A 21,804-nucleotide genomic window follows, 5' to 3' on the forward strand; every position below is an offset into this window, starting at 1 on the left:
ACTGATTACTGATTACTGATTACTGATTACTGATTACTGATTACTGATTACTGATTACTGATTACTGATTACTGATTACTGATTACTGATTACTGATTACTGATTACTGATTACTGATTACTGATTACTGATTACTCAATCCACCCATTTTCTTTATATAATTCGATGTATTGATTGCTTAATGAATCTGAATCTTTATACTTTTCTCTTACTTGGTCTAGTTGTGTTTTCATCGATTTTACTACATCAGCATATGCTGGATCAGCATAAACATTATTTAATTCCGAACCATCTTTTTTACGATCGTAAAGTTCCCAGACATCAACATCATAGTAAAAATGGATTAATTTATATTCTTTGGTAGCTAGGCCATAATGCCGTTTTACGGCATGTTCTCCTGGATATTCATAATAGTGATAATATACTCCCTCCCTTTTCCATTTTTCTTTCTCACCTTTTAATAACGTAACAAGACTTTCACCTTGCATATCTTTTGGAGAAGATACTCCTGCCACTTCCAAGAAAGTTTGCGCAAAATCAAGATTTTGCACCATTTCTTCCTCGGTGGTGCCAGCCGTAATAACATTTGGCCATTTAATTAATAGCGGCGTTTTAAAAGACTCGTCATACATAAAACGCTTATCGAACCATCCGTGTTCTCCTAAATAAAAACCTTGGTCAGAAGTGTAAACCACAAGTGTGTTTTCACTAAGATTTTTTTCATCTAGATAGTCAAGTAAGCGCCCGACGTTTTCATCAACCGCCGCAATGGTACCGAGATAATCTTGCATATAGCGTTGGTATTTCCAAACCATTAATGTGCTATCATTCATATCAGGAAAACGCTTTGCAAAGTCTTCGTTGATAGGGTCGTAGATAGCATCCCAGGCTGCTTTTTGATCCGGATTTAGTCTGCCAATTCGGTTTCCAATGGAATTCCAATTCTTAATATCTAATTGTTGAGCTATGCTATCCGTCAGTTTTAAATCATAACTTAATTGCATGTGTTTTAACAGGTTCATTTCTGCCGGTGCAGCTGTAGTTTCTCTGGTTACATAATCTTCAAATAGTGTTTCGGGTAAAGGAAATGTTTTTTTAGTAAATTCTTTGTAGTGTCGTTCTGCGGGCATCCAAGTTCTATGGGGTGCTTTGTGCAAGTACATTAACATAAACGGTTTGGTTGTGTCTCGTCGTTTCTCCATCCAATCTAGCGTTAAATCGGTGGTGATGTCGGTTACATAGCCAGTAATAGTAGTGTCACCAGCTGCAGTTATAAATTTTGGGTTGTAATAATCGCCTTGCCCCGGTAAGATTTTAAATTCGTCGAAACCCTTTGGGTTATTCCCAAAATGTAATTTTCCGAACATAGCGGTTTGATAACCTGCTTTTTGTAACAACTGCGGAAAAGTAACATTGGTAGTGTCAAATGGCATTCGGTTATCAATTTTACCGTTTATATGGCTGTGTTTCCCTGTAAGAATTACAGCTCTTGATGGCGCACAAATTGAATTCGTAACAGTAGCATTGGAGAAAAGCATGCCTTCGTTTGCTATACGATCTATGTTTGGTGTTTTTATTAGCTTGTCACTATATGCGCTAATTGCCTGATATGCATGATCATCAGACATGATAAAAACGATATTCGGTTTTTGTTTGTCTTTGTTTGGAGATTCAACCTTTGTGTTACAAGCGGTAAAAATGCATAAACCTAAAAATATAATCAGTTTGTAGTAGCGCATAAAAAGAATTATTTTGAGCTAAAGTACCAATTTTATTGGTTTACTTTAATCTTTCTCAAACACTACAATAGATTTATTTTGAAATTCAACCACAGTATTAAAAACTTAATTATTGTCAATTATGAGTTCTTTATCAAATAGGAAGTTATTTTGCGTAATTCTCATTTTACTTATTAAATTTATATAAATTGCACGGTCACTATTTGATTTATATATTTCATGGATGATAAACAGCGACTTAAATAATACAATCATTAATAAAATGATGTAAAATTTTATTTTAACGCTAAAACATAAGCGATTTATCTTTCGGGTTTAGGGGTAGAAAATTGACATCTAAATAACCACCGCTAGCATTATCATCTGTGATAATTTGAGGTTTTCCTTTTAGTGATTCCATTGAAAAACGATGTATATGACCAGCAAATACACCCATAAGGTTTGGGGCTGAAAACACAGCTTTATGAAAATTAAATGTGGTCTCTGTATGTCCGGATTCTGGCCATTTTTGTCGTCCTTCTATTTCAAAATTTACATCAATGGCAGCTCCCCAATGCGGAGAACCACATCCATAATAGATTGATTTCCCGGGGAAGTACAAAGGTATATGCACTAGCAGAATAAGGGGGATGCCACTAGCTACTTGCTCATTAAAAAAGGCCAATTGTTTATCATTGATTTGATAGGTAGAATTATCAATTACCACAAAACGAACTCCTTTTACATCTCGAAATGTCATCAGAGGGTTTTCACCTTTATACAGTGGTAGAAGTCTATTTTTAATCCATTGATCTCTAAGGTCTTCTAAGCTGCCTTCCATTCCTTCATAATGCCAATCATGATTACCAGCAACATACACATAAGGTATATTAATAGCTTTCAATTTATCCTGAACCCATTCAATTGCAGCTTCAGACGGAAAACTAAATATATCACCTATCAAAGTAATTAAATCAGCCTTTGCTTCTACAGCGAAGTTTAAAGCCGCTTCAAAACCTAGTTCAGGATTTATCGATTCACCTGTTTTAAAATGACTGGTTTTATTGTAGGCTTTAGCCATACGCTGACTATACTTCTTATAGGGTTCACCCCGCTCATCATCTCTAAAGAGGTGTGTATCCGCAATATGAACAATTTTAATAGATTCCTTTACGTCCTCTGAGAAAAAGTTAAGCTTGTTATCTTCTAGTGTAACACAAAATTGAAGGTCTTTTACGGAAGGCTGTTCAGGTTTTTGGTTTGTTGTACAACTTGTTAGTCCTAATCCGATTGATGCGGAAGCTGCATTTTTAAAAAATAACCTACGTTTCATGTATTTCTTTTGAGAGATTGTAAAATAATTAAAATTGGTTCACCGTATTTCTAAGCGCAACCAAATTGGATAAAAGTTTTTCTAATTGACTTAGCGGAAGCATATTTGCGCCATCACTCTTTGCATTGGCGGGGTCAAAATGTGTTTCCATAAAAATACCATCAACACCAGCTGCGATACCTGCGCGGGCAATAGTATTAATTAAGGCAGGTCTACCACCAGTAACGCCCGATGTCTGGTTGGGTTGTTGCAATGAGTGTGTAACATCTAAAACAACAGGAGCAAATTGCTGCATTGTGGGTATTCCTCTAAAGTCAACAACCATATCTTGATAGCCAAACATAGTTCCCCGGTCTGTAATCCAAACTTGTTGATTGTCTGAATCAGTTACTTTGGTAACCGCATGTTTCATACTTTCCGGACTCATAAATTGTCCTTTTTTAAGATTAACTACTTTGCCTGTTTTTGCTGCTGCAACCACTAAATCTGTCTGACGAACCAAAAAAGCAGGAATCTGTAAGACATCAACATATTCAGCGGCCATTAAAGCATCCGATTCTTTATGAATATCAGTTACAGTAGGAATTTTAAAAGTCTCCGATACTTTTCGCAATATTTTCAAAGCTTTCTCGTCACCAATCCCTGTAAAAGAATCAACTCTACTGCGGTTTGCTTTTTTAAAACTACCCTTGAAAATATAGGGTATTTGAAGTTTGTCAGTAACCGTAACTATTTTTTCTGCAATGCGAAGCGCCATATCTTCTCCCTCAATGGCACAAGGACCTGATAGTAGAAAAAAGTTGTCTCCGTCTGAATATTTTAGTTGAGGTATATGGCTTAATTGCATATATAATATTTTAGGTAAAGATACTATTTTGAGATAGTATTTGTTATAACTAGTACTATTGTAAGTTATGCACCGCATACAAGACAAATAGTATGTTAACTTGTGAAAAGTGTTGGTCCCAAATCAATCTACTATGCAAAGAATTATATTAATTGCAATGCTGTTTTGCAGTATTCAAATTACTGCTCAATTTGGTAAAAATTGTGAATTACGGCAGTTTAAAATAAACATATTCAATCCTGGTGTTGAATATGAGATGGCTTTGGGTGTTAACACAACCTTCGATATTAAGGCTGGTTTACAGGTGGCTTTAGATCCTGCAGAACCTGATATTTATAATGAGTTGGGATTCTTCCCTGCTATTGCCGGTCAGTATCGCTATTATTACAATTTTGAGAAACGGCAGCGTAATAGACGACAGATTTACGGAAATTCAGCTAATTATATCGCGCCCGCAGCGGCGATTTTTATTCCAGGTTCAAGAACAATAAACAATGTGCTTGTTAAAGATGTTGTTACGTATGCTGGGGCAGTAACGGGCTTGCAACGTAGTTACGATTCCGGATTTAACTTTTCTGTTGATGTAGGAGCAGCCTATTATTTTGGTACTTCAACTGAAGGAATATACCCAATTGCTAATATTAGTATTGGTTGGATTGTGAGTGAAAAAAGGTGGTGTGTAGGTAAATAGTACTTAATAATTATTCTTTATTTAAAGATTGCTTTTTTCAAAGATTATAATTGATAGTAGAAAGTTAAATTATTGAATAAGAGAACATTTGGTAGTTTGTACTTTTTGTAAAAACTATATCTTAAATTTTACATAAACGTAGTTCTTAAAACGAAGTTACTTTTTAGATTTAAGCAAATAAATCAAAAAAGATGACAAAAAAACTACTATTATTTTTATTCATTTCAACTCCTTTTTTGGTTTGTTCTCAAATTCGAAAAATCAATGAACAAGGTTCTGGTCTTTTAAATTTAGAAAGGCACCAATTTAAAATAAACCTTATAGCACCAGGTATTAGTTATGAACTTGGTCTTTTTAAAAACGTAACTGCTTCAACAAGTTTTGGGCCTGCACTTGCCTATTATACTGAAGGTTATTCATTTGGGTATGCCTGGCATACTAGATTACGATATTATCATAATTTAACAAGAAGAGTGGATATGCGAAAAAATGTAGTAGGGAATTCGGCTAATTATATTTCGGCTGCTCGAAGTGTTTTTTGGGCACCAGTACAGTTTTCTAATAACCTAGAAGGCGCAGATGATTATGCAATGGCCTTTTATGGTGGTGTTTACGGTGTACAACGTACGTATCCAAAAGGGTTTAATTTTAATATTGAATTAGGGGCTGGTTATTATCGAGGAGATGGCGTATTAAATGGATATGGTGGTTTGTTGAATTTTAGTTTTGGTTGGGTGGCAACAAAAAGAAAATCAAGAAAACCGACTTTCGACTAATACAATTAGCGTTGAAATTCTAGCCAGGCATTTGCGAAATCTTCGTTTATTAACCATGAAGCCTCTTCTTTGCTTCCCGTAAAATCACTAAAAGGATTTATTACTGTTTCGTTTTCATCACCAAGCCAACCAGAGTCTTCTGAGATACTATTTAATTCGTAAGAATTAGTTATTATTCTTTGGTTTAATGTATGAGAGAAAAATAATCTGGTTAAAGCGTCAGAATCATTTAATCCGCCGTAATGGTCTACCCCTGGTTCAACAGCAAAACTCCAAAGTCCACGTACTGTTCGTTTGTCTAACATTATACTTTTTAAAAAACTATTTCTTTCTTCCCCTTCTAATTCCCCGGTTAGAATTAGACCAGGGATAGTATTGTTCGCTGTAGATTTACTTAAATATCCACCTCTAATGGAAACTAAACTTACTACTCTTTCTGGCTTGTAAGTTGAAAAATGATAGCTAAAATTACCACCAGCAGAATAGCCTCGCATTAAGAACGGTAATTCCGATATTTCGGGAATGTTATTTTTAATGGCTATTTGCTCTATGGCATCTTCCAGTGCTCGTCCACTGCCCTCGCTAGCATTGGCGTAATTATTTCCTTTAAGGTGTAAACTACATAATATCAGTTTTTCTTTTTTTGCAAATTCCTGCCATTCATCAGAATTTGAAAGCCCCAATGCGTTGCTGTTAAAACTATGGGCTAAGATTACTATTGCTTTAAAATCCGGTATGCTATCTGGTACCCATAAGCGAAATTCGGCGACATCAATATTATAGTATGGAGTTTTAGGATAAACTTGAAAGGTCCAGTCATCTAAAAATTCACCAATAGCCTCATCTTCGGGTGTGCTCTGAGGTATATCTTCAGCTTCATTAGCATCGGAACAACTAAAAAAGCATATGGAAATAATAATCCCTAAAAAGTAAAGAATTTGACGCATATTAAACACTAGACGCTAAAAGAATAAAGGTAAAATAAAAACTCATTTTAGGTGTAATTTGGATACGGTAATGAGGTTTTTTCTAATTAATGTAATCATTATTGTTTAAAAGTATCAAATATGCACTTAAACCTACTCAAAATCAATGATATAAAATTAATGTAAGATATTGGTGATGCTTTAAAATTAGCAGTATCTTTGCCCGCTGAAATTAGAACTTATGTCTGTAACAAAGAATATTGCCATTATTGCGCACGTTGACCACGGTAAAACTACTTTGGTTGATAAAATTATGTATCACTGTCAGTTGTTTCGTGATAACGAGAACACCGGAGATTTAATACTAGATAATAACGATTTGGAACGTGAAAGAGGAATTACCATTACCTCAAAGAACGTATCTGTAGTGTATAAAGACACTAAGATTAATATTATTGACACTCCTGGTCACGCCGATTTTGGTGGAGAAGTAGAACGTGTATTGAACATGGCAGATGGTGTTTTGTTACTTGTTGATGCTTTTGAAGGACCAATGCCGCAAACGCGTTTTGTACTTCAAAAAGCGATTGATTTAGGTTTAAAACCTTGTGTAGTTATCAATAAGGTGGATAAAGAAAATTGTACGCCAGAGGAGGTGCACGAAAAGGTTTTTGATTTAATGTTCGAATTAGGAGCAGAAGAATGGCAGCTAGATTTTCCTACCGTTTATGGTTCAGCTAAGAATAACTGGATGAGTGACGATTGGCAAAACGAAACAGAGAATATAGAACCATTGTTAGATATGGTAGTTGAACATATTCCGACGTTTGAACCTAAAGAAGGTAATACACAAATGCTAATTACTTCCTTAGATTTCTCATCATTTACAGGAAGAATAGCCATTGGTCGTTTACAGCGTGGTAGCTTAAAAGAAGGACAACAGGTTTCTTTGGTAAAGCGCGATGGTAGTATCGTTAAGACAAAAATTAAAGAGTTATTTACTTTTGAAGGTTTAGGCCGATTAAAAGTAAAAGAAGTAGCAACTGGTGATATTTGTGCCATAGTTGGTTTAGAAGGATTTGAAATTGGTGATACTGTTGCCGATATTGAAACTCCTGAAGCATTAAAAACTATTGCTATTGATGAGCCAACCATGAGTATGTTATTCACTATTAATGATAGTCCATTTTTTGGTCAAGATGGTAAGTTTGTAACATCAAGACATATTAAAGAGCGTTTGGAGCGTGAGCTTGAAAAGAATTTAGCGCTACGTGTTAATGAAACAGATAGTGCAGATAAGTTTTTAGTTTTTGGTCGTGGCGTATTACACTTATCAGTCTTAATTGAAACAATGCGTCGTGAAGGTTATGAATTGCAAATTGGTCAGCCGCAAGTTATTATTAAAGAAGTTGATGGTGTTAAATGTGAGCCCGTTGAAGCTTTAACTATCGATTTGCCAGAAACAGTTTCAGGAAAGGCTGTTGAAATGGTATCTATGCGTAAAGGTGAAATGACCAGTATGGAGGCTAAAGGAGATCGTATGGTTTGCGAATTTTTAATTCCTTCTCGTGGTATTATAGGTTTACGTAACCAATTGTTAACGGCTACAGCAGGTGAAGCAATTATGGCTCACCGCTTTTTGGAATATCAACCGATGAAAGGTGAAATTCCTCAACGACAAAACGGTTCGTTGGTATCTATGGAAAAAGGAAAAGCAATTCCTTATTCAATAGATAAATTACAAGATCGTGGTAAGTTCTTTGTGGATCCAGGAGAGGATATTTATGAAGGTCAGGTTATTGGAGAGAATTCTCGTGGTGATGATATGACTGTTAATATCACGAAAACAAAAAAGCTTTCGAACGTTCGTTCATCTGGTGCAGATGATAAAGCGAAAATTGTTCCTGCCATTAAATTCTCTTTAGAAGAGGCTTTGGAATACATCCAGAAAGATGAATATGTTGAAGTGACACCAAGTCATTTACGACTTCGAAAAATCTACTTAACAGAAGTAGATCGAAAGCGAAATAAAATAGCTTAATATAAAAACCCTGAACATTTGTTCAGGGTTTTTTTTTGACCTTTTTGTAATGTTATAAAAAATGAAGCGACTACCTTTTTTAATTTAAAATTTGCCTATGAAAACAGTATTTAGCATACTTAGCTTAACCGTTCTACTTTTAACTATTGGTTGTAAAGAAGAAACTAAAAAAGAAACCTCAAAATCTGATGTTGAAAATAAATTAACGGAAAGGGAAGGTGTGATTCCCGATTCTTGGGTGACCAACAGGGTTGCAAAAGCCAAAGAACGATTACAGGGTAGTGAAGCCGGAAAAATTGTTTGGCTGTCGATGGAGGCTCATGGAGGGCTACATAAATGGTACAGTAATGGTGCTTTATCTTTTCGATTTAATTATCAACCCTTAGATGGAAGTACTGTGCGCGATAGTTATCAAGTAATTGATGTATGGAACAACCGAGCTTTACATACTAGTACCACCGATAAGGATGCTAAATTTGGCTGGGATGGATCTACGGCGTGGGTGCAAGCAAAAGATTCTACAGCCTTTGCTTATGATACTAAGTTCTGGGCGTTAACGCCGTTGTACCTTTTCGGACATCCTTTTATTGTTGATGGGGAAGGGGTGAATTTAGAATTGTTGCCAGAAACAACTTATAAGGGTAAAGCCAATGATGTGGTGAAAATAACTTATGATGCTGGTACCGGTGATGCACCAGATGATTATTATATTTTGCAATTTGATAAAGAGAGTCATTTATTAACGGCAACTCGATATATTGTTTCTTATCCGAAGTATTTTAAAAATGGAGGTCACAATCCTGAAAAGTTTATGGAAGTTGGAGAATTGGTGAATGTAAGTGGAATATTATTACCAAACGGACTTAAAACACATTGGACTCTAGAAAATCAACAACAAGGAGAATATATTACTAAAATTGAAATTAGTGATATTAAATATGTTCAAAACTTGGAAGACGGTTATTTTAAAGCTCCAGAAGGTGCTAAAATAGTTGATTAGTGTTACTATTATAACTGAAATAATTAAAAAGCCCAAAGTTAACTTTGGGCTTTTTAATTTATGCTATGAGATTAAATTTAATCAATAGGAGCTTGATGTAGCGCTGCAGCTGCAGCACCAACAATACCTGCAGAATTTCTTAGTTCAGCTGGTACAACAGGAGTTTCAATTTTAATGCAATTTTTATATTGATTAAAGTCTTTTGACGCTCCACCTCCTAAAATAATTAAATCTGGCGCTACAATTAATTCAACTAAGGTCAAGAATTTATTAAAACGTTTACCCCATTGTTTATATGATAATTCCTCTCGGGATTTTGCAGAATCCGCAGCCCAAAGTTCAATTTTCTTAAATTTCTTATATGGTATTTGCCCCAATTCAAAGTTTGGAATTAATTCGCCATCGAAAAAAGCACCACTTCCTAAGCCAGTGCCTATAGTAATCATAACCACTAAACCTTTTTTGTCTTTACCAATACCATAATTCATTGTTGCATAACCTGCAGCATCGGCATCGTTAACAACTACTACAGGTAGGCCAGTTGCTTCACTAAAAAGTTCTTTCACATTTACACCGGTCCATTTTTTGTGCAAATTGCCAGGAGATTTACAAATACCGTGTTTTATTTTAGTTGGAAATCCAATTCCAATGGGACCTTTGTGGTCGAAATGTTCAACAAGTTGGGCAACTACTTTGGCCATGTCTTTCGGTTTACGCCCTTCAGGTGTAGGTATTCTGTGACGTTTTGTCAACATTTCACCTGTTATTGAGTTTACTAAGGCTCCTTTCATGCCAGAACCACCAATATCAATACCTAATACAACCATTGTTATTTTTTTGTTAAGTGACGCAAAGTAAGAAAAACTTTTGTGAGAATTAAAGTAAAGATGTGTAGACCTTACTTTTTGATGTAAAGTCCGGAATTCCCTTCTTCTAATAGGGACATTAATTCAGTTACAATTTCTGGGTTTTCTTCCGCTATATTTTTATGTTCAAAAGTTTTTTCTCGATGATCATATAATTCTATGGTAGGTTCGTCTTCGCGAGAATATTTAGTTAATCTGTATTCTGGTGTGCGCATAGAAATACCATTTTTAAAGTAACTATAGGCTACTTCTTCTGAAACTTCTTCTGGTTGTTGCATAATTTTAACAACACTTTCACCATCTAACTTTTGTTTTAGCGGTAAGTTGGCTAATTCAAGAAGAGTAGGGTAGATGTCAACGGATTCAACAATATGATCTACTTTTTTATTATTATGATTTATAAATGGTGATTTTACAATTAATGTGCTTTTCAAAGCATTTTCAAACAATGTATGTTTGCCCCAAACACGTTGATCTCCTAAATGCCATCCATGATCTCCCCAAATAACAATTATGGTGTTTTTATCAAGGCCAGATTCTTTTAGTTCCTGCATAATTTTTCCAACTTGGGCATCTGTATAACTAATGGCTGCGAGGTAGGCATGTTTTAATTTTCGAGCATAAGCATCAGAAACAGATTTGGATAAACTTGCTTTTTCTTCACCTAAAGCATATTGGTTAAATTCCCCACTTTCGTGTAAGCTTGATAAATTTATGTTTTCAGGAATATTTGGGTTATCGGAGATTGGCAAGGAGTCACGATTATACAAGTCCCAATATCTTTTTGGAGCATTGAAAGGTAGGTGCGGTTTAAAAAATCCAACACCCATAAAAAAAGGTTTGTTTTGATTTTTTAGTTCTTTAAGTTTTGAGATTGCAATCTCGGTTGTTAAACCGTCTGGGTAACCATTGTCGTCAACATTTCCTGCTTCGTAGGGTTTTACTTGTTTTTTTAAGCTCTGTCGATTCTCTCCATTAGCGTAGGCAAAAAAAGAATTCCATCCTGTTTTCCATTTCCCTGAATTAAAAAGTAATTCACTCCAACTATGCGGTAATTCTCGTTTTTGAGAAGGTTCCTCTTCATATTCATATAAATACCCATCAGCTGAATGACTAATTTTTCCAATACCTATAGTATGATATCCTTCTTGCTTAAAGCGGTGAATAAATGTTTCTGGCACCGTATCTTCAGCCTTATCTGAAAGTTCTCTTTCAATAGCTCTATTCGATAAATGAATTTGTTTCCATGGGCGATATCCTGTTAATAAGGAATGTCTAGAAGCGCCACAAGTTGGGACTTGTACATAGTGGTTTATAAAAAGAGAACCTTCATTTGCTATGGCATCAATATTTGGGGAAATAACATAATCGTTATCATAAACACCTAATTCTGCTCGAAGATCATCGATAGCTATAAATAGAACATTGGGTTGTTTCTCTTTTTCGCGCTCTTTGGAACAGCTAATTAAGAAAATTGAAATTATTAATAGCTGTAATTTAATTTGAAAGCTTTTCAAGAATGTATTATTTAGTTGGTTGTGTAAAAAGTTGTTTAATATCTTCCATGGCTTGGCCCTTAATCAGCCAAGAAATTGCAAAAGGGATAACAGCAATTGTTTCGAGTATATATACATCGTAATTTGTTATTTTGAATCCATCTTTTATTAAGTCTGCTACAAATAAAAGAATAAGAAGGGCAATGGCTGTCCAAACGATATTTCCGCAAATATGATAGATTTTGTTTTTAGAGGTGTCGTTTCCTCTTGTAAACTTGTATTTAGACATCCATCCCATTATAAAAATAAATATTCCTGCACTTATTAGGTGAATCGTGTTTGTCAATTTATCATTGTGACCTAACAAGGGATATGTTTTTGCTGAACACAACTTATCAATAATAATACTTTCGCTACCTAGGCAGTAAGTAGGGAAAAACACGACGATTAGTGCTGCGAATCCACCTATATTAGTGAGCATGTCATCGCTCATTGTTTCAGTCTCATCTACAGTGTATCCTTTATAGGAGATTAAAAATAATCCAAAGCTAGACAAGATTATAGTGAATAATAAGGATGAAAATGGAAGATAATAATAATGACTAATAGATGATAGAAATTGACTTTCTGTTAAAGGAAGTAATAAGGGCAGTGCTAAACCCAAGATGCCAATGAGTTTTCGAATACGATAATCTGAGTGTTGCAAATCTTGAGCGGGCATTTTGTTACTTTAAATTTTCCTCAAAAAATTTTATCGTTCTAGACCAAGCTAATTCTGCAGCTTCGCGGTCATATCTGGGTGTGGTATCATTATGAAAACCATGGTTCGCATTTTTATAAATAAATGCTTCATACTTTTTTGTATTAGCTTTTAGTGCTTTTTCATAAGCTGGCCAACCTTCATTAACACGTTTATCTAATTCACCAAAATGGAGCATCAAAGGAGCATTTATTTTTTCGATATCTTCTTTAGGTTGACCTCCGTAAAAAGGAACGGCAGCACTTAAGTCTGAAACCTTAACAGCCATCATGTTAGAAATCCATCCGCCGAAGCAAAAACCTACAACACCAACTTTACCAGAGCATTCGGGATGATTTTTTAAATAATTAAAGGCGGCGATGAAATCTTCTAGCATTTTATTGCGGTCTCTTTTACGTTGTAGTTCACGCCCTTCATCATCAGTACCAGGATAGCCACCTAAGGGAGTTAATGCGTCTGGAGCTAAAGAAATAAATCCTGCTAAGGCTGCACGTCGTCCAACATCTTCTATATGCGGATTTAGACCTCTGTTTTCATGAACTACAACAATTCCTGGTAGTTTTGTAGTAGCATCGATAGGTCTTGAAAGTAAACCTTTAATGGTTCCACCACCTTTATTGGATTCATAATCTATAAATTCCGATTTTAAGCGAGAATCATCTTGAGTAATCTGAATTTTTTTAACGTAATCTGGTGAGATAAAACCTAGTAAAGAGGAAACTGTTAGGCCACCTACTGCATAAGTTGATAGTTTGTCTAAAAATAATCTTCTGCTAACTCTGTCGTGTGCATAGTCGTCGTAAAGGTCAAAAACTTCTTGCTTAATATCTTCTTTTTTTATCTCTTTCATAATATTGAATTTGTGGTATTAATTTAAAACCTGTTTCATGAATTCTTCCTTAAAAGCACGACCTATGGGTATGGTAATATTTTTATTAATTTGAACTTGGTTTCCTGAAATCTTTTCAATTTTTATAATATTAATAATGTACGATTTATGAATTCGTGTGAATTTTTTAGCATCTAAATTAGCTTCCCAATAGCGCAGCGATTCTTGAGCAAGGTGTTTTTTATTATTGGTGAAAATTTCGGTGTAATCAGCGTCGGACTTAATATAAAGAATTTCATCGATATTGATTTTTATATGCTCATACCCAGATTTAATAAAAAGTATATCAGAAGTACTTACGCTGGTATTAGAAATATTATTTGCTACTTCCAATGTTGGTACGGTCACTTTTGATACAGCCTGAACAAATCGTTCAAACGAAAAAGGTTTTAATAAATAATCGAGCACATTGTATTCGTAGCTCTCGAGTGCATAGTCAGAAAACGCAGTAGTTAATATTACTTGAGGTCTTGTTTTAAGACTTTTTAAAAAATCTATTCCGGACATCCTAGGTAAATGGATATCTAAAAAAATTAAATCTACATGTTCGGTCTTCAAAAAAGCTATGCATTGAAGCGCGTCTGCATAGGTTGCTTTTAGGTTTAAATTATCCATTTCACCTATATATTTTTGTAGTACCCTTTGAGCAGGTGGTTGATCTTCTACTATTATGCAGTTTATCATTTTTAAACTGTTTTTAATTGCATTTTTAAAGATACGTCGTAATAGTTATTACTTTCATCTATTTGTAGATGATGAGCATCCGGGTATAAAAGTTGTAGACGCTTTTTTACATTTTGTAATCCGATACCTTTAGATAAACTTTCAGTATTTCCTAAAGGAAGAAAAGTATTTGAACAATTAAATTCTAGTGCGCCATTTTCATCTATCACTAAATTAATTTTGATCTTAATATCTTCAGATTGACTTGCTGTGCTATGTTTAAAGGCGTTTTCAATAAATACATTTAAAATTAATGGTGCAATTTTAAAATTAGATTGTGCCATTATAGTAGTAATACTAACGGTGCCTCTTTCTTCAATTTGTAGCTCATTAAGTTTAGTGAAATTTTTTAGGTGCTCAATTTCTTTAGAAAGCGCGACAAATTTTTCTTTGCAATCGTAAAGCATATACCGAAGAACCGAAGAGAGTTCTAAAATTATAGATGGGGTCTTTGGCGATTGCATAATTGCATACGAATAGAGATTGTTTAGGTTGTTAAACAAGAAATGTGGATTTATTTGAGATTTCAAAAATTGAAGTTCACTATCTCTTACAGATACCCTTAATTCGTCTACTTCCATTTGTTTTTTTGATGCATCCCAAGCAAATTTAAATCCAGCCAAAATGGTAATTACTGGCATTACATCTAATAAGCAATAAATTATACCATGAAAATATTTTCCCCTTGTGTCTGGGTAATAAATTTGTTCTAGAACAAGCTCTTCAATAGCAATAATTATTGCTATCATAATGGAAACATAGAAAAAGAAATGTAGATATTTTTTTCGATAAAAAAAGCGGGGTAAAAGAACAAAGTTTATGACTAGTGCTCCCAAAGCATAATTTATAAAGGCTACAATTTTAAACTCAGGTATCTGCGGCTCATTTCTATCGAATGAAAAGAATAGGAATAGTATAATATTCAAGACCACTTGAAAAATTATTTCTTTAGTGGTACTGTTTAAAAAGTGCTTTTTTGTGGTCATATTATAAAAATACTATTTTAGTTGTATGCATTATTTCAAAATACTGCCAACGACAGATTTAGATAGTTGAACACCGGATGTTAGTTTTTAATGTCGTTTACATGACTACCTAAGTCGTTCAAAGAAAATGAATTGATTTATTGAAATAAAATTCTAAATTTTACTACAATCAAAATTTTAATTGGGCTTATGAAAAGCAAAATGCAGTTTCCATTTCTAATATTATTTTTACTAGTTAATATGGGGTTTGTTTTTGGACAAACGAATGCCACAACTATAGTAGGTAAAGTTGAGGATGGTAATGGACAGTCTATTGGTTTTGCAACGGTATTGGTAGCAGATTCTGAAACTAAGAAACCTATTGAAGGTACCACAACGCTAGAAGATGGTAGTTTTACATTAGAAACTGATGCGGAAAATTTTTATATAGAGGTCAGTTTTTTGGGTTTTCAAACCAAGTCATACGCGCAGCCACCCGCTCAAAATAAAACAATTGATTTAGGTATTGTAGTTCTTGTTGAAGATGCCGAACAGCTAGAAGAAGTAGTGGTGCAAGGAGAAATATCTCGCACCGAATTTAAGTTGGACAAACGAGTTTTTAATGTTGGAAAAGATTTAAGTTCTACCGGTGCTAGTGCCCTAGAAATACTTAATAATGTGCCGTCTGTAAATGTAAATATAGAGGGTGAAATTAGTTTGCGAGGTAGTCAGGGAGTACAAATACTTGTGAATGGGAAGCCGTCAGTTATTGCTAGTGAGCAGGGTAATACATTGGGGACAATAACTGCGGATATGATTGATAGGGTTGAGGTGATTACGAATCCTTCTGCTAAGTATGATGCCGAAGGCACCTCGGGTATTATAAATATTGTAATCAAAAAAGAACAACGAAAAGGTTTAAACGGATCCGTGTCTGTAAATACAGGTGCGCCTGATGCTCATAGTATTGGAGTTAGTTTAAATCGTAGAAGTGAGAAGTTTAATCTTTTTACCCAATTAGGTTTTGGGGTGCGTGAATTACCACAAGATAAAATTAATAGAAATGTTGATTTAGTAAATGATACTACTGTAGCGTCAATAGGTACTGAATATAGAAATGAAACCTATTATAATATTGTTTTAGGAACCGATTATTATATTAATGATAACAATGTATTAACCTTGTCTGGTAATTTTGCAATGGAGATTGAGGACCAACCATCAACCACAAATTTTAGTGAAATTGCAGGTGCGAATGAAATAGTTTCGGAATGGGAACGAACTGAAGTTACCGAGGCTACCAATCCAAAATTGCAATTTGAGCTACAGTATAAAAAAGATTTTGAAGGAGATGAAGACCACAATTTAGTTTTCAGTTCATTAGGAAGTTTCTTTGCTAAAGATCAATCTTCAGAATTTTTTAATACCGGTATAAGCGGTGATTATGAAGATACAAAACAAAATACCCGAACCGATTTTAAAGAAGCTGTTTATACTTTTAAATTAGATTACACGAAACCTTTTTTGGAGCATTGGAAAGTTGAGACCGGTGCGCAATTTGTGTTGAATGATGTAGCGAATGATTTTGAAGTAAGTGATTTTGATGGTGTTACTTTTGTTTTGGATCCAGGGTTGACCAATGTGTTTGAGTTTAAGCAAAATGTTTTGGGACTTTATGGCACAGGCTCTTATGAAGGTGAAAAGTGGGGTGTTATGGCTGGTCTTCGATTGGAACAAACAAGTCTGAATACGCTATTGGAAAATACAAATCAAGAGAATGAGCGCGATTATACTAATCTGTTTCCAAGTGCCCATACATCGTATAAATTCTCGGATAAAGTTTCAATTCAAGCAGGATATTCTAAACGAGTGTATCGACCAAGAATGTGGGATTTGAATCCGTTTTTTAATATTAGAAACAACTTTAGTATACGCCAAGGGAATCCAGATTTACAACCAGAATTTACTGATTCTTATGAAATTAATAGTATTTATATTTTGGGAAAGGCATCGTTAAATTTTGGGGTTTATCATCGATATACGACAGATGTAATTGAACGGGTTTCAATTTTTGAAAATCAAGTGAATACAGTACGACCAGAAAATATTGGGGAAAATAACACTACTGGAATCGAATTTAATGGAAAATATAGTCCTGCTAACTGGATGACGTTAAACGGGGATTTCAATTGGAGTCAGTTTGATCGTGTAGGAACTTTTGAAAATACAGTATTCGATTTTAGTGGAGATCAATGGACTTCTAAATTGATGGCTAAATTTAAGTTGCCTGCCGATTTTGAAGTCGAAACAACAGGTAGTTATAAGTCTGAAGTGAAAACAGTTCAAGGAATTCAAAGTGATTACCTTTTTATGGACATGGGTGTTCGTAAAAACATTATGAATGGTAAAGCGGTATTGAATTTAAGTGTTCGTGATTTATTCGCTTCGAGAATTAATGAAAGTCTTATTGCACAAAACGATTATGAAGTATATAGTCGTGGGTTACGTGGTACTTTTGTTGCACTAGGTTTTAGTTATGGTTTTGGTAAAGGTGAGGCCATGCAATATTCGGGTCAGAAGAGGAGGTTTTAAAACTAGATTAATTTACACCAATAATTTATTGAAAGTTTAAAAAAAATGGGAACAAAATCAAATTTGTTCCCATTTAACTCAACTCAACTAAACTCAATTATTTTTAATAAAAAACACATTTTATACTAATTATTTTTTGTCAAGGCTGCCACCCAACCACCTTTAAATGGCGCTTTAATATTTACAATTTTACCTCCTTCAATTTTTTCTTCTTTTTTGTAAAATGTACCTTCACTAATGCTAATCCATTTCAAAGTGAAATTACCTTGTGCTTTGCTGAGGTCTAGATCAACACTGCCAGAATTTGTAAAATATACTGCATACTTTTCTCCTGGTTTAGCAGCTAGATAAGCCTCGTTCGGGAGTCTATTTGAAAGTAGTTCCATATGTGGTTTTAGTTCCCATAATTTCATTTGACTTTCCAAAAGGCGACCAGCTTTAATACTTGCTTTAGCTCTGTCGTTAAACCCATTTCCTGCAAAAGGGCGGTGAAAACGAACTCCTGCAGAACCCGCCAAAATGTTCCTCCAGAAACGTTCAACACCATCTTCCTGACTTCCGGATCCAAAACTGCTAAATCCACTACCATAAATTTTAGTGTGATTGCTTGGTCGAGGGTTTTTTTTATTAACTTGTTCGAGTAACCATTGCAGTTCGTGCCAATGTGTATCGTCGAAATTGCGACTATTTACTTGTGAGATATCTGCAAACGAATAGTGCTCTCCATCGTTAAAAATAATTGGTGCATAAATTGAGGTTTTACCTTTATGAACATCATCAAACATGTCGGTTGTATTTACCGAAACTCCTTTTTCTTTTGCTTTATTCTTAATGAAGTTTATCCAATGCTTACCCCATTTAGAATCGGTCATTGTCTCGTTATTCATACAATAAAGAACATTGCCATAGTGTAAACTATAGGAAAGCATTTTATTTACGAAAGCTTCTTGGTATTCGTAAATAGCATCTATTTTTTTATTGTACTTCGGCATACCTGGAATAGAATGAAAAAAGGGTTGAACGTCTTGTGATGGATGACGCGGGTATTTTTCATCAAAGCCTACTTGCTTATAATCGTAATTTATATTCAATCGAGGATTCCATGGACTAATTTCCCAAAATTGCTGGGAGTAATCAAAACGATCCCAAACTTCTATCTGAACGATTATATCACGTTCATTAGTCCATTTTAGCATATTCTCAAACCTATTCCAATAATCTTGGTTCCATTGATTAAGGTCAAATATGGAATCTTTAATTAAAGCATAGGGTTTAAGATCTAATCCTTCTCTTTGTGACATTGTATTTCGAACAAAGTTACCGCCAACTTTTTTTATCTCATTAAGATGCTCTAGTAAGTCATCAGCTAAAAAGAGGTGGTCCGTTTTACTGCCACCAAGAAGAAGAACTGGCTCGCCTTTGTATTCCCAATAGCGAACATTTTCTGACCATGGTTGTAATTGTCCCTTTTGATTTTCAATGGAAGTTAATTTTTCTTGACCTATTATACTTCCAAAGGACAGCACTGATACTAAAAATGAAATAAGAAATCTCATAAATAAAAATTAAATCTATTCGGTTATTGATTTAAAACGATTTTATCAAATATAGGTTTTTAGTCAATTCAAGGCTACCCCGTAATCTGTTCACCTAAACAGGTTTTAAATTTTAAGGTGGAGATAAATTTAGAAGTTTGTGTAAATTGCAAGTAACCAAACTAAACTAATGTCAGAAAAAAGAAAAGGACGTTTACTCTCCTTAGACACATTACGAGGCTTCGATATGTTTTTTATTGCTGGGGGTGGAACTTTTATCACCCTGTTACATGGAAAAACAAATATGTCATGGGTAGATGCAATAGCTAACCAATTAGAGCACGTTCCATGGAACGGATTCGTCTTCTATGATTTTATTTTCCCTTTATTTCTGTTTATGACAGGAGTATCATTAACGTTTTCACTGCGTAATGGTGTTTCTAAAGGTATTCCTAAGAAGAAATTATATAGAAAGGTTTTTACTCGAATGATAGTCCTTGTTTTATTAGGAATGCTATATAAGAACAGTCCTTTCCCATATTTCGAACCTTCCAAAATTAGATTAGGTAGTGTATTAGGTCGAATAGGTATTGCGAGCTTTGTTACATGTTTGTTGTATTTAAATTATTCAACAATTAAAAGGGCATATTGGATTGTAGGTATGCTTGCAATATATTACGCTGCAATGTTCTTAATACCTGTTCCTGGTTATGGCTCAGGTGATTTATCTTTTGAAGGGAATTTGGTAGGCTGGTTTGATAGAACCTTTTTACCAGGTAGACTTCATCAAGTAACATTCGATGAGCTTGGTATATTAACCACAATTTCAGCGGTATGTATTGCCATATTCGGTAGCATAGCTGGCGATATTCTTAATAGTAAAAAAACAGAGAATAAAAAGACGGTTACACTTATTGTAGTTGGTGTTCTGTGTGTAGTAGTTGGTTTAATTTGGAACTTGCATTTTCCTATTAACAAACGATTATGGTCAAGTTCTTTTGTGACGCTAACTAGTGGCTTGGGCTTTTTGATAATGGCATTGTTTTATTGGGTTATTGATGTGAAAGGCTATCAAAAGTGGACTTTTTTCTTTAAAGTAATTGGAATGAATTCTTTGGTGATTTATTTTGCAAATCGATTTATTGATTTTTCGTATACTTCGGAGAAGTTGTTAGGAGGAATCTATGCACCACTTCCGGAACAATGGCATGAAGTAATTAATGCCCTAGGGGCATTAGCATTGGTTTGGCTTTTACTTTACATACTTTATAAAAAGAAAATATTTGTTAAGGTTTAAATGCTAACACGACAGGATGCTTTAGGTTTAATACTTTAAAATTATCAACTTATGAAACGAATAAAAAAAGAATTTTTAGTGATAATTACACTGGTTTTCTGTGGTCAATTATTGGTTAGAGCACAAGAGAATAGTGAATATAAACTTGTTGTTGAAGGCTTTGATTGGGGTCCAGGAGCAAATAAGGTTATCGTGCAACTAAATGAGGAGGTTGATGGAGTAAAAGCATCTGAGTATAAGGTTTCGGTGGAGCGAAAAGCAGACGGAATAAAAATAGAAAAATCTGCATCTAAAGGCGAAAGAAAAGTTGTATATGCGTATGTTTCTAATGAAGATGGAGTGGTTGTTTCTAAAGGAAAACATATAACTTTAGTTTTGGATGTAAGTCCAAATGATCCTTTAAGTTCACCAATAAAATATATTGTAGCCTCCGGTAGAGGAAGTAATAAATGGATTGATTATCAATTGTCAATAACGCATAAGCCTACTGGTCAAATATGGAATACAGAATCTGATCGTATACTACCTGGGGTGGATAAATTTGATCTAAAAGGAACCTACAAGCAAGACGGAATACAATTAACTTATGCATCGTACGTGCCAAAGATTGATAGTGGTAAAACACCATTACTCATTTGGCTTCATGGTGGGGGCGAAGGAGGAGTAGATCCAAGTATTCCATTGATTGCGAATAAAGCAGCAAATTACGCTTCAAAAGAGATTCAAGAAATTTTTGGAGGAGCAAACGTATTAGTTCCGCAAAGTCCTACATTTTGGATGCAAGATAGTGATGGCGTCTATACGCGTGGTAAAAAAAATGACATTTATAATAAGGCATTGTTTGGTCTTATAGAAAACTATGTTGCCGAAAATTCTAATATAGATGCCAATAGGATTTATGTTGGGGGTTGTTCTAATGGCGGTTATATGAGTTTGAAATTGTTGATAGAGCATCCACATTATTTTGCTGCAGCATACATCAGTGCTCTTGCTTTCTTAGATGAATATGTAACAAATGAGCAATTACAAAGTATTAAGAATATTCCTATTTGGTTTGTACATTCAAAAGATGATAAAACCACATTGCCAAATGAGACTGTGGTGCCTTTATATAATAGGCTTATTTCTACGGGGGCAAGTAATGTGCATTTTTCTTATTATGATCATGTAGTTGATTTGTCCGGATTTTATGGAGGTAGTAATCATCATTTTAGTGGTCATTGGTCTTGGATTTATTCACACGTAAATGATGCTGATTTTGATTATGATGGTCAACCAGTTTATGTAAATAGTAGGCCGGTTAAGTTAATGCAATGGATGGCGCATCAGCAAAAATAACTTGATTTAAA

Annotated in this window: 18 protein-coding genes; 7 read left to right on the forward strand and 11 right to left on the reverse strand. The window is 34.5% G+C overall.

Annotated elements, in window-relative coordinates:
• Positions 1-131 precede the first annotated feature (131 nt).
• The 3 genes from ABJF52_RS18245 to kdsA form a co-directional block, all read right to left on the reverse strand.
• A complete protein-coding gene (locus ABJF52_RS18245; RefSeq protein WP_348153495.1) occupies positions 132-1,739 on the reverse strand; it encodes a sulfatase in 1,608 nt (535 codons plus the stop codon).
• A gap of 286 nt (positions 1,740-2,025) precedes the next feature.
• A complete protein-coding gene (locus tag ABJF52_RS18250; protein WP_348153496.1) occupies positions 2,026-3,051 on the reverse strand; it encodes a metallophosphoesterase in 1,026 nt (341 codons plus the stop codon).
• A gap of 28 nt (positions 3,052-3,079) precedes the next feature.
• Entirely contained in the window at positions 3,080-3,898 is an 819-nt protein-coding gene (kdsA, locus tag ABJF52_RS18255) for a 3-deoxy-8-phosphooctulonate synthase (protein ID WP_348153497.1), read from the reverse strand.
• A 133-nt stretch (positions 3,899-4,031) separates the two neighbouring features.
• Between kdsA and ABJF52_RS18260 the strand changes: the two genes are divergently transcribed.
• A complete protein-coding gene (locus ABJF52_RS18260; RefSeq protein ID WP_348153499.1) occupies positions 4,032-4,589 on the forward strand; it encodes a hypothetical protein in 558 nt (185 codons plus the stop codon).
• A 191-nt stretch (positions 4,590-4,780) separates the two neighbouring features.
• Positions 4,781-5,365 (forward strand): hypothetical protein, encoded by a 585-nt coding sequence (locus ABJF52_RS18265; RefSeq protein WP_348153501.1) that lies wholly within the window; start codon positions 4,781-4,783, stop codon positions 5,363-5,365.
• A 5-nt stretch (positions 5,366-5,370) separates the two neighbouring features.
• Here the strand turns inward: ABJF52_RS18265 and ABJF52_RS18270 are convergent, their stop codons facing one another.
• Positions 5,371-6,312 (reverse strand): hypothetical protein, encoded by a 942-nt coding sequence (locus ABJF52_RS18270; protein WP_348153503.1) that lies wholly within the window; start codon positions 6,310-6,312, stop codon positions 5,371-5,373.
• 220 nt (positions 6,313-6,532) lie between these two features.
• On the opposite strand from ABJF52_RS18270, the gene typA reads away from it, so the two are divergent.
• Both typA and ABJF52_RS18280 read left to right on the forward strand, forming a co-directional pair.
• Complete coding sequence (typA, locus tag ABJF52_RS18275; RefSeq protein ID WP_348153505.1) at positions 6,533-8,332, forward strand: translational GTPase TypA; 1,800 nt, start codon at positions 6,533-6,535, stop codon at positions 8,330-8,332.
• Between the two features lie 97 nt (positions 8,333-8,429).
• Positions 8,430-9,332 carry a hypothetical protein gene (locus ABJF52_RS18280; RefSeq protein WP_348153507.1) on the forward strand — a complete coding sequence of 301 codons (903 nt, stop codon included), beginning with the start codon at positions 8,430-8,432 and terminating at the stop codon, positions 9,330-9,332.
• A 77-nt stretch (positions 9,333-9,409) separates the two neighbouring features.
• On the opposite strand, the gene ppgK is transcribed toward ABJF52_RS18280, so the two are convergent.
• The 6 genes from ppgK to ABJF52_RS18310 form a co-directional block, all read right to left on the reverse strand.
• Positions 9,410-10,159, reverse strand: a complete 750-nt coding sequence (gene ppgK, locus ABJF52_RS18285; protein WP_348153509.1) for a polyphosphate--glucose phosphotransferase — start codon at positions 10,157-10,159, stop codon at positions 9,410-9,412.
• Positions 10,160-10,230: 71 nt separating this feature from the next.
• Positions 10,231-11,715 (reverse strand): sulfatase, encoded by a 1,485-nt coding sequence (locus ABJF52_RS18290; protein ID WP_348153510.1) that lies wholly within the window; start codon positions 11,713-11,715, stop codon positions 10,231-10,233.
• Between the two features lie 7 nt (positions 11,716-11,722).
• The gene (locus ABJF52_RS18295; RefSeq protein WP_348153512.1) at positions 11,723-12,415 is read right to left on the reverse strand and encodes a hypothetical protein; all 693 of its coding nucleotides are present in this window, start codon (positions 12,413-12,415) and stop codon (positions 11,723-11,725) included.
• A gap of 4 nt (positions 12,416-12,419) precedes the next feature.
• Positions 12,420-13,304: a dienelactone hydrolase family protein gene (locus tag ABJF52_RS18300; protein ID WP_348153513.1), complete on the reverse strand. Its 885-nt coding sequence runs from the start codon at positions 13,302-13,304 to the stop codon at positions 12,420-12,422.
• A gap of 18 nt (positions 13,305-13,322) precedes the next feature.
• A complete protein-coding gene (locus ABJF52_RS18305) occupies positions 13,323-14,027 on the reverse strand; it encodes a response regulator (protein ID WP_348153515.1) in 705 nt (234 codons plus the stop codon).
• Between the two features lie 2 nt (positions 14,028-14,029).
• Entirely contained in the window at positions 14,030-15,052 is a 1,023-nt protein-coding gene (locus ABJF52_RS18310; protein WP_348153517.1) for a histidine kinase, read from the reverse strand.
• A gap of 189 nt (positions 15,053-15,241) precedes the next feature.
• Here ABJF52_RS18310 and ABJF52_RS18315 point away from each other — a divergent pair, with 189 nt between their 5' ends.
• The gene (locus tag ABJF52_RS18315; RefSeq protein ID WP_348153519.1) at positions 15,242-17,623 is read left to right on the forward strand and encodes an outer membrane beta-barrel family protein; all 2,382 of its coding nucleotides are present in this window, start codon (positions 15,242-15,244) and stop codon (positions 17,621-17,623) included.
• A gap of 125 nt (positions 17,624-17,748) precedes the next feature.
• Here the strand turns inward: ABJF52_RS18315 and ABJF52_RS18320 are convergent, their stop codons facing one another.
• Positions 17,749-19,179: a hypothetical protein gene (locus ABJF52_RS18320; protein ID WP_348153521.1), complete on the reverse strand. Its 1,431-nt coding sequence runs from the start codon at positions 19,177-19,179 to the stop codon at positions 17,749-17,751.
• A gap of 169 nt (positions 19,180-19,348) precedes the next feature.
• Between ABJF52_RS18320 and ABJF52_RS18325 the strand changes: the two genes are divergently transcribed.
• Positions 19,349-20,455 carry a DUF5009 domain-containing protein gene (locus ABJF52_RS18325; protein ID WP_348153523.1) on the forward strand — a complete coding sequence of 369 codons (1,107 nt, stop codon included), beginning with the start codon at positions 19,349-19,351 and terminating at the stop codon, positions 20,453-20,455.
• A 51-nt stretch (positions 20,456-20,506) separates the two neighbouring features.
• Positions 20,507-21,793, forward strand: coding sequence for a prolyl oligopeptidase family serine peptidase (locus ABJF52_RS18330; protein ID WP_348153525.1), 1,287 nt, complete (start codon positions 20,507-20,509; stop codon positions 21,791-21,793).
• Positions 21,794-21,804: the final 11 nt, after the last annotated feature.

Origin of the sequence: Aurantibacter sp. (assembly GCF_039941195.1) — a bacterium.
In the GTDB taxonomy this organism is placed as follows: domain Bacteria; phylum Bacteroidota; class Bacteroidia; order Flavobacteriales; family Flavobacteriaceae; genus Aurantibacter_A.

Bases quoted from the DNA above. Each gene is read 5' to 3' on its own strand.
- ABJF52_RS18330 (WP_348153525.1), top strand. From the start codon at position 20,507: ATGAAACGAATAAAAAAAGAATTTTTAGTGATAATTACACTGGTTTTC.
- ppgK (WP_348153509.1), bottom strand. From the start codon at position 10,159: ATGGTTGTATTAGGTATTGATATTGGTGGTTCTGGCATGAAAGGAGCC.
- ABJF52_RS18315 (WP_348153519.1), top strand. From the start codon at position 15,242: ATGAAAAGCAAAATGCAGTTTCCATTTCTAATATTATTTTTACTAGTT.
- ABJF52_RS18320 (WP_348153521.1), bottom strand. From the start codon at position 19,179: ATGAGATTTCTTATTTCATTTTTAGTATCAGTGCTGTCCTTTGGAAGT.
- ABJF52_RS18305 (WP_348153515.1), bottom strand. From the start codon at position 14,027: ATGATAAACTGCATAATAGTAGAAGATCAACCACCTGCTCAAAGGGTA.
- typA (WP_348153505.1), top strand. From the start codon at position 6,533: ATGTCTGTAACAAAGAATATTGCCATTATTGCGCACGTTGACCACGGT.
- ABJF52_RS18260 (WP_348153499.1), top strand. From the start codon at position 4,032: ATGCAAAGAATTATATTAATTGCAATGCTGTTTTGCAGTATTCAAATT.
- ABJF52_RS18295 (WP_348153512.1), bottom strand. From the start codon at position 12,415: ATGCCCGCTCAAGATTTGCAACACTCAGATTATCGTATTCGAAAACTC.
- ABJF52_RS18325 (WP_348153523.1), top strand. From the start codon at position 19,349: ATGTCAGAAAAAAGAAAAGGACGTTTACTCTCCTTAGACACATTACGA.
- ABJF52_RS18300 (WP_348153513.1), bottom strand. From the start codon at position 13,304: ATGAAAGAGATAAAAAAAGAAGATATTAAGCAAGAAGTTTTTGACCTT.
- ABJF52_RS18265 (WP_348153501.1), top strand. From the start codon at position 4,781: ATGACAAAAAAACTACTATTATTTTTATTCATTTCAACTCCTTTTTTG.
- kdsA (WP_348153497.1), bottom strand. From the start codon at position 3,898: ATGCAATTAAGCCATATACCTCAACTAAAATATTCAGACGGAGACAAC.
- ABJF52_RS18250 (WP_348153496.1), bottom strand. From the start codon at position 3,051: ATGAAACGTAGGTTATTTTTTAAAAATGCAGCTTCCGCATCAATCGGA.
- ABJF52_RS18270 (WP_348153503.1), bottom strand. From the start codon at position 6,312: ATGCGTCAAATTCTTTACTTTTTAGGGATTATTATTTCCATATGCTTT.
- ABJF52_RS18245 (WP_348153495.1), bottom strand. From the start codon at position 1,739: ATGCGCTACTACAAACTGATTATATTTTTAGGTTTATGCATTTTTACC.
- ABJF52_RS18280 (WP_348153507.1), top strand. From the start codon at position 8,430: ATGAAAACAGTATTTAGCATACTTAGCTTAACCGTTCTACTTTTAACT.
- ABJF52_RS18310 (WP_348153517.1), bottom strand. From the start codon at position 15,052: ATGACCACAAAAAAGCACTTTTTAAACAGTACCACTAAAGAAATAATT.